Consider the following 10,314-nt stretch of genomic DNA (forward strand, 5'->3'; position numbering starts at 1 on the left):
GCTGCTGTCAGTACGGACACCGCTGTTGAGCTTGACGGCGTCACCGTCCGGTTCACCACGAAGCAGACCCGCACGACCGCCGTGCAGGACGTGTCGCTGCGGGTGCGGCCCGGGGAGTTCGTGACGATCGTCGGGCCGTCGGGATGCGGCAAGTCGACGCTGCTGAAGCTGGTCGCCGGCCTGGTCCGCCCGACCAGCGGCACCGTGTCCCTGCAGGGCCGGCCGGTCAGCGGCCCGCAGAAGGACATCGGCTTCGCCTTCCAGCGCGCCGCCCTCCTCGAGTGGCGCGGCGCCCGCAGGAACATCCTGCTGCAGGCGGAGATGCGCGGCATGCCCCGCGACCTGGCCGCCCGCCGCGCCGACGAGCTGATCAGGCTCACCGGCCTGGAGGGCTTCGAGCAGGCGCTGCCGCACGAGCTGTCCGGCGGGATGCAGCAGCGGGTCGCCCTGTGCCGGGCGCTGCTGCACCAGCCGCCGGTCCTGCTCATGGACGAGCCGTTCGGCGCGCTGGACGCGCTGACCCGCGAACAGCTCAACGCCGAGGTCAACCGCATCTGGCGGGAGACCTCGACCACCGTGCTGCTGGTGACCCACTCGATCGCCGAGGCCGTGTTCCTCGGCACCCGGGTCGTCGTGATGAGCCCCCGACCGGGCCGCATCGAGGAACAGTTCGACGTCGACCTGCCGGCGGAGCGCGAGTACGCCGCCGTCATGTCCGACCCCCGCTTCGACCGGCTCGCCACCCGGATCCGGGGCCTGCTCGGCTCCACCGGCAACCACTGATTCCGGCGGCCGGGGGCCCACCCCCGGCCGCCCGTGGATCGAGTCGGCACCCGCTGCCGGGTGCCGCCGGCTCAGGGGCCGGTATCGGGCCGGCGGCGCAGGCCCAGGGCCCTGCGGGCGGCGTCGAGCAGGTGCAGCCGCAACTGCGGCTCGGGCAGCGCGGCGACCGGCTCGGCGGTGACCGTGTTCGCGATACCGACCAGCGCCATGGTGGCCGCGACCAGGATCTCCGGCGTCGGCGCCGGGCCGGTGATGAGCGCCAGGGACCGGTTGATCAGGGCCAGGTACTCGCCGCGCCCGTGCAGGGCCCGGGTGACGCCGGCGTCGCTGGTGATCATGGAGACCATCGCCCGGTTGTGCACGGCGAGGTCGACGAAGCCGCCGAGCATGCATTCGATCTGCGGACGCCGGCCGCGCGCCGCCTCCGCCCTCGCGACCACCTGCGCCAGGTCGGCGAGGAACGGCCGGACCACCGCGAGCAGGATGTCCTCGCGGGTCTTGAAGTGGTGGTAGACGGCGGCCTTCGTGACACCGAGCGCGTCGGCGATCATCTGCAGCGACGTGCCCTCGAAGCTGAACTCGGCGAACAGCGCCAGCGCGCAGGACGGCAGGCGCTCCCGGGTGTTCTCCACCCCGGACGGCTGCGACTCGACCACCGTGGTCATGACCTCTTCTCCCGCCGCGGGCAGGTCGGCTCCCCGCCGTACCGATCCTCGCACGGCGCTCATCCCGCCCGTACCAACCGTAGCCTGCCTTGCCGATCGGCTAGCCGCAACCTAGCCGATCGGCTTGTCACGAACTTGCCGTTCGGCTAGCGTGATCCTGCGATGGTCAGGAGTCGACAGCGTCTCTACGTGGCAATATTCATGAGCCACGCATGTCAGTTATGCCAACTTCCTGGCCGGAAAGTGCAGCCGCCCGTTCGGTAACTTGCCACTAGGAGTGCACCTTGGCCACGTTTCTGTATCGACTCGGCCGCCTCGCGTTCCGGCGGCGGTGGACCGTCGCCGGTGCCTGGCTGCTGCTGCTCGTGCTGGCCGGCGCCGGTGCCGGCGCGCTGGGCGGGCAGACGTCCAACACCGTGACCATCCCGGGAACCGAGGCGCAGCGCGCCATCGACCAGCTGTCGGTGAGCTTCCCCGAGGCCAACGTCGGCGGCGCCGTGGCGCGGGTGGTCTTCGCCGCGCCGGCCGGTGAGAAGCTCACCGACCCCGGCAACAAGGCCGCCGTCGAGCAGGTCCTGGCCGGGCTGAGGTCCGCGCCGAAGGTCATCGGTGTCCTGGATCCCTTCCAGGCCGACTCGATCTCGCCGGACGGACGCTACGGCTACGCCCAGGCGTCCTACCAGGTGCCCGCCGCCGACGTCACCGCCGAGGACCAGGACGCGCTGATGGCCCAGGCGAAGCCGGGCCGGGACGCCGGGCTCGAGGTCGAGTTCGGCGGCGACGCGGTCGCGGCCAAACCGCAGAACGGCGGCGCCGAGGTCGCCGGCGTCCTCGTCGCGGTCGTCGTGCTGGTGATCACCTTCGGCTCGCTCCTGGCCGCCGGCCTGCCGCTGCTCACCGCCGTCATCGGCGTCGTCCTCGGGCTCACCGGCGTCGGGATCGCCTCCGGGTTCACCGATCTCAACGCCAACACGCCGATCCTCGCGCTGATGCTCGGCCTGGCCGTCGGCATCGACTACGCGCTGCTGATCGTGTCCCGCTACCGGCATGAACTGTCGGCCGGGCACGAGCCGATCGAGGCGGCCGGACGGGCCGCCGGCACCGCCGGATCCGCGGTCGTGGTCGCGGGCCTCACCGTGATCATCGCGCTGGCGGCGTTGAGCGTCGTGGGCATCCCCGTGCTGTCCGCGATGGGCCTGGCGGCCGCCGGGACGGTCTGCGTCGCGGTCCTCGTCGCGCTGACCATGCTGCCCGCGCTGCTGAGCTTCGCGGGGCGGCGCATCCGTGGCGGATCGCGGCACACCGACCGGCCGGGCGGCCCGAGGGCCGGCGAGCGCTGGGCCGGGTTCGTGACCCGCCGCCCGGTACCGGTCCTGCTCGCCGCGCTGGCCGTCACCGGCGTCCTGGCCGTCCCCGCGGCAGGGCTGCGGCTCGGCCTGCCCGACGACGGCATGCTCGCCGCGGACACCACCCAGCACAAGGCGTACAACCTGCTGAGCGCCGGCTTCGGCCCGGGCTTCAACGGCCCGCTCGTCGTGGTCGTCAGCACCGGCGCCGCCACCGAGCCGAAGGCCGCCGTCGACCAGGTCGGCACCATGATCAAGGGCCTGGACGACGTGGTTGCGGTGAGCCCGCCACAAGCCAACGCCACGGGCGACGTGACGCTGCTGACCGTCATCCCGCGGGCCGGGGCCACCGACCAGTCCACGACCGACCTCGTCACCGCCATCCGGGATCGCCGCGGTGACATCCAGCAGGCGACCGGCGCCACCGTGGTCGTCACCGGCCTGACCGCGGTGAACATCGACTTCTCGCAGAAGCTCGACGACGCCCTGCTGCCCTACCTGCTGATCGTGGTCGGGCTGGCCTTCGTGCTCCTGCTCATGGTGTTCCGCTCGGCACTCGTGCCCATCAAGGCCGCGCTCGGCTTCCTGTTGAGCGTCGCCGCGACGTTCGGCGCGGTGGTCGCGGTGTTCCAGTGGGGCTGGATGGGCGACCTGCTGGGCATCGGCAGGACCGGCCCGACGGCGAGCCTGCTGCCGATCGTCCTCATCGGCATCCTGTTCGGCCTGGCGATGGACTACGAGGTCTTCATCGTCAGCCGGATGCGGGAGGAGTTCGTCCACGGCGCCGGCCCGCGCGAGACGGTCATCGCCGGCTTCCGCCACAGCGCACGGGTCGTCACCGCGGCCGCGATCATCATGGTCAGCGTCTTCGCCGGGTTCCTGTTCTCCCACGAGATGCTGGCCCGGGCTATCGGCTTCGCCCTGGCGTTCGGGGTCCTCATCGACGCGTTCATCGTCCGGATGACCATCGTGCCGGCCCTGATGTCGATGCTGGGCCGCGCGGCCTGGTGGCTCCCCCGCCGGCTCGACCGCCTGCTGCCCGACGTCGACATCGAGGGCGAGCAGCTGACCCGCCGCCTCGACAGCAACCGGCCGGCACAGCCGGAGACGGCCAACCCGGCCGACACCGTGCAGGCACCCGCCTGACCGTCCCGCCCGGGCCTGAGCCGGCGCCACCTCTGGACGGGCGACGTACGGACCTGTCCGGCACCAGGGCAGAATCGACCGGGTGCTGACCGCCGAGACCATCACCGACCCCAGCGACGAGCGGATCGGCGACTACCGGGCCCTCACCGACGTGGAGCTGCGCACCCGGTGGGAGCCGCCCAACGGCCTGTTCATCGGCGAGGGCGAGCTCGTCATCCGCCGCGCGCTGCGGGCCGGGTACCGGCTGCGGTCCGTCCTGATCGACGCGAAGCGGGTCGGGCAGCTCGACGACCTGGAGTTGCACGACGCGCCCGTCTACGCCGGTGACCAGGCGACACTCGAATCCATCACCGGCTTCCACGTCCACCGCGGCGTCCTCGCGAGCTTCCACCGCAAACCCGACCTGACCGCGGCGGAGGTCCTGGCCACCGCGCGGCGGGTCGCGGTCCTCGAAGACGTCAACAACCACACGAACGTCGGGGCGATCTTCCGGGGGGCCGCCGCGCTCGGCATGGACGCGGTGCTGCTGTCGCCGTCGTGCGCGGATCCGCTGTACCGGCGCAGCGTGCGGGTCAGCATGGGTGAGGTGTTCGCGATCCCGTACGCGCGGATCGAGCCGTGGCCGGACGGGCTCGCCGCGGTCCGGGCGGCCGGGCTCACGCTGCTGGCGATGACGCCGGCGCCGGACGCGGTGCCGATCCAGACGCTGACCGCCGGGCAGCGGGAGCGCACGGCGCTGCTGCTCGGCGCGGAGGGCCCCGGCCTGTCGGCCAAGGCCCTCGACGCGAGCGACGTGCGGGTCGTGATCCCCATGCGCAACGGCGTCGACTCGCTCAACGTCGCCGCCGCGGCGGCCGTCGCGTTCTGGGAGCTGTGCCGCTAACGCTCCAGTTCGCGGGTCGGCTGCATGCATGGTTCGGCGAGTCCGGTGTTGAGATAGTTGCCGTCATGGCTGGTACACGAGGGCGACGTCGCCGGCGCGTGCGGGAGGGCCGGCAGGACAGGGTGCTTGCCAGGGCGAACCTGCTGCGGGGGCCGAAGCCCGGCCGGCGGGGTCGTCTGGCTGATGCCGATCGTCCCGGGAAGGTGGCATGGTTCGCGGTGGTCCTCGGCATCGTTCTCGGGGTGGTGTTACTCGCCAACGGCACCGAACGGTGGTACGACCACCTGGTGATCCAGCAGCGCGGACAGCCGGCTGTCGCGCACATTGTCGGCGTCGACAACGGCGGCAAGGGGGTATGGGTACAGGTTCGCTTCACCACCGGTGCGGGCATGGAGGTGGTGACCGAGGTACCTGATCCGCCGACCGACGCCCGGCTCACCCTCGGTGGTGAGATCCCGGTCCGCTACGACCCGGACGACCCGAAAGGTCGGGTGACGTTTGCCGGTGACGACCAAGCAGTGATCAGCCGGTGGTTCTTCATCGTCTCCGGGACTGTCCTGTTAGGCCTCTCCGGATTCGCTGCGGTGACCAGGCTCAGGACGACACGGCGGCCTGCCTAGCGCGGAGGGCCCCGGCCTGTCGGCCAAGGCCCTCGACGCGAGCGACGTGCGAGTCGTGATCCCCATGCGCAACGGCGTCGACTCGCTCAACGTCGCCGTCGCGTTCTGGGAACTGTGCCGCTAACGCTCCAGTTCGCGGGTCGGCTCCTCGTCCAGGGCGGCCAGGTCGTGGGCGGAGATCCCGGCGGGGGTGCTCGTCGGGTTGCCGGAGACCTGTGCGGCGGCCGCCGCGGCCTCGGCGTTCGCGGCCGCGGCGGCCTCCTCGGCGGACTTCCGTGCCTCGATGACGTCGGCGGACTCGTCCTCGTTGGCGCGCGACTCGACGATGCCGGTGCGGGCCGAGTCGGACAGCTGCGTGAGGCCGCCGAGGGCACCGCCGATGCCCTCGAGGGCCTTCGTCAGCTCGACCGGCAGGATCCACAGCTTGTTGGACTGCCCGGCGGCGATCTGCGGCAGCGACTGCAGGTACTGGTACGCCATCACCTTCGAGTCCGGGTTCGCCGCGTGGATCGAGTCCACGACCGTCCGGATCGCCTTCGCCTGGCCCTCCGCGGTGAGGATGCGGGACTGCCGGTCGCCCTCGGCGCGCAGGACCGCGGCCTGCTTGTCACCCTCGGCGGTGAGGATCTGCGACTGCTTGAGGCCCTCCGCGTGCAGGATCGCGGCGCGGCGGTCCCGCTCGGCCCGCATCTGCTTCTCCATCGAGTCGCGGATGCTCGGCGGCGGCTCGATGGCCTTGAGCTCGACCCGGGTCACCTTGATGCCCCAGCGGCCGGTGGTCTCGTCCAGGACGCCGGACAGGTGCCGGTTGATCTCGTCGCGGCTGGTGAGCGCCTTCTCCAGGTCGAGGGAGCCGATCACGTTACGCAGCGTGGTGACGGTGAGCTGCTCTATGCCCTGCAGGTAGCTGAAGATCTCGTACGTGGCGCGGACCGAGTCGACCACCTTGAAGTACAGGACGGTGTCGATCGACACGACCAGGTTGTCGGAGGTGATGACCGGCTGCGGCGGGAAGCTGACGACCACCTCGCGCTTGTCCACCTTGTTGCGCACCGAGTCGATGAACGGCACCAGGATGTTGAGGCCGGGCGTCAGCGTCCGGCTGTACTTGCCGAGCCGCTCGACGACGTACTCGACCTGCTGGGGCACGACCTTGACCATCTTGACGACCGTGATGACGGCGAGGAGCGCGGCGGCGATGACGATGATCGCCAGGAACGTACTCGGATCCACTTGGCTCAGTCCTTCCACACCATTGCGGTGGCACCCTTGATCTCGATCACCCGGACCCGGTCCCCGACCGCGAACGTCTGCGTCGCGTCGTAGGGCCGGGCCCGCCAAAGCTCACCCTCGATCTTGATCTGTCCGCTGTCGTGGTCGACCGCCTCGATGACCAGCGCCATGGAGCCCTCCAGGGCCTCGACGCCCATCGGCGTGTCGCGGGCGTCGCGGTACATGTATCGCCGCAGCGTCGGCCGCACCGCCAGGAACGACAGCGCCGACACGGCCGCGAACACCGCCGCCTGCACCGGCACCCCGGCCCCGAGCGCGGCGGCGCCGGCCGCGGCGAACGCCCCGAGGCCGAACATCAACAGGATGAACGTGGTCGTGAAGATCTCCGCCGCGACGAGCGCGGCGCCGACGACCAGCCAGACGATCAGCCACAGGTCCACGCTTCGATCGTGTCACGCCGATGCTCGTCCCGCTCTTTCCTGATCACCCGTCTTGCCGAATCCTTGCCGGTGCACGGTGCGCTCCGGCCGGGCGCACAGTTAGGGAGACGTCGCCCTTCTCACCCCCTTGGAGGCAAACCGTGCCATTGCTGCCGGAGACCGTCTCGCGCGTCGACAACCTCGTCGCCCGTGCCCATGCCGGCGGCCGGGTGCCCGTCCTCGCCGCCGGCGTCGTCCGGGACGGCGTCCTGCAGCACGTGGCCACCGGCGGGCTGGACGGTCCGGTCGCCGGGCTGCAGTTCCGGATCGGGTCGATCACGAAGACCATGACCGCGGCGCTCGTCCTCGCCCTGCGCGACGAGGGGAAGCTGGCGCTTGACGACCTGCTCTACCGCCATCTTCCCGGTACTCCCGTCGGCGCGGTCACCATCCGCCAGCTGCTCGGCCACGCCGGCGGTGTGCAGCGCGAACCGGACGGCGACTGGTGGGAGCGCGCCGCAGGGGTCGACGTCGACACGTTCCTGTCCACGCTGACCGCCGACAAGGTCGCGTACCCGCCGCTGCACGGATATCACTACTCGAACCTCGCCTACGGCCTGCTGGGCGCGATGGTGGCCCGGGTCGGCGGCGAGGACTGGCAGTCGCTGCTCACGAAACGGCTCCTCGGCCCGCTGCAGCTGGACCGCACGACGTACGCCCCCGCGGAACCGTTCGCGCGGGGCTACGTCGTGCACCCGTGGCTGGACGAACTGCGGGAAGAACCGCGACACGACGCCGCCGCGATGGCACCCGCGGGGCAGCTCTGGTCGACGGTCGAGGACCTGGCACGCTGGGCGGCGTTCCTGGCCGAGCCCGACCCGGCGGTCCTCGCGCCGGCGACCGTCACCGAGATGTGCGCGCCCGTCGTCGTCAGCGACCTCGACGGCTGGACCGGCGGGCACGGCCTCGGCCTGCAGCTGTGGCGGCGCGGGGAGCGGGTGTTCGTCGGCCACAGCGGCTCGATGCCCGGCTACCTCGCGATCCTGGCCGTGCACCGGCCGTCGCGCACCGGCGTGGTGGCGTTCGGCAACGCGTACACGATGCGCTACGCCGGTGGCCTCAGCGGCTTCGGCCTCGACCTGCTCGGCGCGGTGCTGGACCGGGAGCCGGCGCGGGTGGCGCCGTGGCGGCCGCGCGAGGAGCCGCCGGCGCAGATCGCGCCGCTCACCGGCCGGTGGTGGTGGATGGGCCAGGAGCACGAGGTCGGCTGGGCCGACGGGGACCTCGTCGTGACGCCGCTGACGACGGGCCGCCCGGCGTGGCGGTTCACCCCGGACGGGCCCACCGCGGACCGGTGGCGGGGGCGGTCCGGGGACAACGACGGCGAGCTGCTGCGGGTCGTGCGCGACGGCGAGGGCGAGGTGGTCGCGCTGGACATCGCGACGTTCGTGCTGTCGCGGGATCCGTGGCCTTCGGCGCTCTAGACGTCCTCGTCGGGTTCCGTGACGAAGTCAATGAGGCGTTCCACGGCGTTGATCAGCGGGGTTTCGACGTCGCGGTAACTCGAGACGGAGGCGAGGATGCGGCGCCACAGGTCGGCCGGCTCGGCGACGCCGAGCTGCTCGCAGACGCCTTCCTTCCAGGGCCGGCCGGGTGGCACGACCGGCCACTGGCTGATGCCGACGGCCGCCGGTTTGACCGCCTGCCACACGTCGACGTAGGGATGCCCGGTGATGAGGACGTAGGGTGACCGGATATTTCCGACAATTCGGCTTTCTTTGGAATTTGGGACGAGATGGTCGACGAGCACGCCGAGCCGGGCCACCGGTCCCGGGTGGAACTCGGCGACGGCCGCGCTCAGCTCGTCGATCCCGTCGAGCGGCTCGACCACGACCCCCTCGACCCGCAGGTCGTGCCCCCAGATCCGCTCGACCAGCGCGGCGTCGTGAATACCCTCGACCCAGATCCTGCTCCGCCGCGCCACCCGGGCCGTGAGCCCCGCCACCGCGATCGACCCAGAGCTGGTGATGTTCCGTTTCTGCTGGTGTACGGCCACCGCCGGCCTCGTGAGCGTGACCGGCTCACCGTCGAGCAGGAACGCGGCCGGCTCCAGTGGGAAGTTGCGCCGCTTGCCGTGCCGGTCCTCCAGCACCACCGCACCGAACTCGAACCCGACCACGGCCCCGCAGAACCCCGAGTCCGCATCCTCCACGACCAGGTCCAGCTCAGCGTCCACCGTCGGGACCGTGCGCCGTCTCCGCCAGTCGTTGTTCGCCAGGACGTCCATGGACGGCAAGCGTATCGGCTGACGCCCCCGCCGCCTGCGAGACATACCGGCACGTCAGCACGTACCCTTGCTCCCATGTCCCCCGCAGCACGCGCGGCGACCCTGCAGGCGCGCCGCTCGGCGCGTTTCGTGGCATGGGTCCGGGCGTGGCGCGCCGGCCTCGTGCCGTGCGACGACGCCGCCGCCGAGATCTCCGGCGACGAGGAGCACATGGTCTCCGACGTCCCCGGCACGTGGACCGACGTGTCCTTGACGGACGCGATCGCCGCGCTGTCCAAGCTCCACCCGGACGAGGTCCGCCTGGTGCTCCCCGCCCCGGGCGACCCCCGCGGCCTGCCCGGACCCGGCCCGTTCAGCGGCGCCGCGCTCCTCGCGGGCGAGGGCGTGATCGCCGGCGGGCTCGGCTTCGTGCCGGAGGTCCGCCTGCACACCTCCGGCTCCGGCGACGAGTTCGAGACCGTCCGCTGGCAGGTCTTCGTCCTGCCCACGACGCCCCCGCCGACCGACGCCCCGTCCACGGCGGAGGCGGAGGCCGAGCTGTCCGCGGAGCTGGCGACCGCGACCCGCACCCTCGCGAAGCTCGACATCGCCCAGTGGCGCCCCGAGCTCGCCGGCGCCATCGAAGCCCTGCGCAAACCCGACGGCGCGACAGACCTACCCCCGGGCTACGACCCCCGGGCGCGCCGCCTGTACGCCCGAGCCTCGATCCTGGACCGCGTCCTCGCCCTGGCCGAACACGCCGCCCCGGGCGGCGCCATCAACGGCTACGAGGTCCAGCAACGCGACGCCGCCCTCCGCCCGCTGACCACCGCCTGCCGCCGAGCCCTGGTAGCCGCCTGTAACGCGCCGTTGTTGTAGTCGCAGCTGCGCTGCGGCTACAACAACGGCGCGTTGCTGTGCTAGCTGCCGCAGCGGAGCTGCGGCGGCGGGGG

10 protein-coding genes and 1 pseudogene are annotated in these 10,314 nt (G+C 71.9%); 7 read left to right on the plus strand and 4 right to left on the minus strand.

All coding sequences use genetic code 11. The annotated features are described in order from the left end of the window. Positions 1–783: ABC transporter ATP-binding protein (locus Dsi01nite_RS54610; protein ID WP_239137214.1), on the plus strand; the 783-nt coding region annotated here is incomplete at its 5' end. Positions 784–854: 71 nt separating this feature from the next. Here Dsi01nite_RS54610 and Dsi01nite_RS54615 read toward each other — a convergent pair. Next, complete coding sequence (locus tag Dsi01nite_RS54615; protein WP_203854448.1) at positions 855–1,448, minus strand: TetR/AcrR family transcriptional regulator; 594 nt, start codon at positions 1,446–1,448, stop codon at positions 855–857. A 284-nt stretch (positions 1,449–1,732) separates the two neighbouring features. Here Dsi01nite_RS54615 and Dsi01nite_RS54620 point away from each other — a divergent pair, with 284 nt between their 5' ends. From Dsi01nite_RS54620 to Dsi01nite_RS54635, 4 genes and pseudogenes are all read left to right on the plus strand, one after another. Then, on the plus strand, positions 1,733–3,940 hold the full coding sequence (locus Dsi01nite_RS54620; protein ID WP_203854449.1) for an MMPL family transporter: 2,208 nt from the start codon (positions 1,733–1,735) through the stop codon (positions 3,938–3,940). Positions 3,941–4,013: 73 nt separating this feature from the next. Beyond that, positions 4,014–4,823 (plus strand): TrmH family RNA methyltransferase, encoded by an 810-nt coding sequence (locus Dsi01nite_RS54625; protein WP_373318968.1) that lies wholly within the window; start codon positions 4,014–4,016, stop codon positions 4,821–4,823. A 203-nt stretch (positions 4,824–5,026) separates the two neighbouring features. Further along, on the plus strand, positions 5,027–5,443 hold the full coding sequence (locus Dsi01nite_RS54630) for a DUF3592 domain-containing protein (protein ID WP_203854450.1): 417 nt from the start codon (positions 5,027–5,029) through the stop codon (positions 5,441–5,443). Further along, a pseudogene (locus Dsi01nite_RS54635) lies at positions 5,436–5,567 on the plus strand (TrmH family RNA methyltransferase); the annotation flags it as partial. The gene Dsi01nite_RS54630 and the pseudogene Dsi01nite_RS54635, both read left to right, overlap by 8 nt. On the opposite strand, the gene Dsi01nite_RS54640 reads toward Dsi01nite_RS54635, so the two are convergent. Both Dsi01nite_RS54640 and Dsi01nite_RS54645 read right to left on the minus strand, forming a co-directional pair. Continuing rightward, positions 5,564–6,604 carry an SPFH domain-containing protein gene (locus tag Dsi01nite_RS54640; protein WP_203854456.1) on the minus strand — a complete coding sequence of 347 codons (1,041 nt, stop codon included), beginning with the start codon at positions 6,602–6,604 and terminating at the stop codon, positions 5,564–5,566. The pseudogene Dsi01nite_RS54635 and the gene Dsi01nite_RS54640 sit on opposite strands and share 4 nt — an antisense overlap. 77 nt (positions 6,605–6,681) lie before the next feature. Beyond that, entirely contained in the window at positions 6,682–7,110 is a 429-nt protein-coding gene (locus tag Dsi01nite_RS54645) for an NfeD family protein (RefSeq protein WP_203854457.1), read from the minus strand. Between the two features lie 146 nt (positions 7,111–7,256). Here Dsi01nite_RS54645 and Dsi01nite_RS54650 point away from each other — a divergent pair, with 146 nt between their 5' ends. Further along, positions 7,257–8,579 carry a serine hydrolase domain-containing protein gene (locus Dsi01nite_RS54650; protein WP_203854451.1) on the plus strand — a complete coding sequence of 441 codons (1,323 nt, stop codon included), beginning with the start codon at positions 7,257–7,259 and terminating at the stop codon, positions 8,577–8,579. On the opposite strand, the gene Dsi01nite_RS54655 is transcribed toward Dsi01nite_RS54650, so the two are convergent. Continuing rightward, entirely contained in the window at positions 8,576–9,382 is an 807-nt protein-coding gene (locus Dsi01nite_RS54655) for a DUF3097 domain-containing protein (RefSeq protein WP_203854452.1), read from the minus strand. The two genes, Dsi01nite_RS54650 and Dsi01nite_RS54655, sit on opposite strands and share 4 nt — an antisense overlap. Before the next feature lie 75 nt (positions 9,383–9,457). On the opposite strand from Dsi01nite_RS54655, the gene Dsi01nite_RS54660 reads away from it, so the two are divergent. Then, positions 9,458–10,240 carry an Rv1486c family protein gene (locus Dsi01nite_RS54660; RefSeq protein WP_203854453.1) on the plus strand — a complete coding sequence of 261 codons (783 nt, stop codon included), beginning with the start codon at positions 9,458–9,460 and terminating at the stop codon, positions 10,238–10,240. The last annotated feature ends 74 nt before the right edge of the window (positions 10,241–10,314 follow it).

The sequence above is a fragment of the Dactylosporangium siamense genome (assembly GCF_016862795.1).
Lineage (GTDB): Bacteria > Actinomycetota > Actinomycetes > Mycobacteriales > Micromonosporaceae > Dactylosporangium > Dactylosporangium siamense.

Coding starts and splice junctions, on each gene's coding strand:
- Dsi01nite_RS54660 (WP_203854453.1), top strand. CDS start 9,458: ATGTCCCCCGCAGCACGCGCGGCGACCCTGCAGGCGCGCCGCTCGGCG.
- Dsi01nite_RS54655 (WP_203854452.1), bottom strand. CDS start 9,382: ATGGACGTCCTGGCGAACAACGACTGGCGGAGACGGCGCACGGTCCCG.
- Dsi01nite_RS54640 (WP_203854456.1), bottom strand. CDS start 6,604: ATGGTCAAGGTCGTGCCCCAGCAGGTCGAGTACGTCGTCGAGCGGCTC.
- Dsi01nite_RS54615 (WP_203854448.1), bottom strand. CDS start 1,448: ATGACCACGGTGGTCGAGTCGCAGCCGTCCGGGGTGGAGAACACCCGG.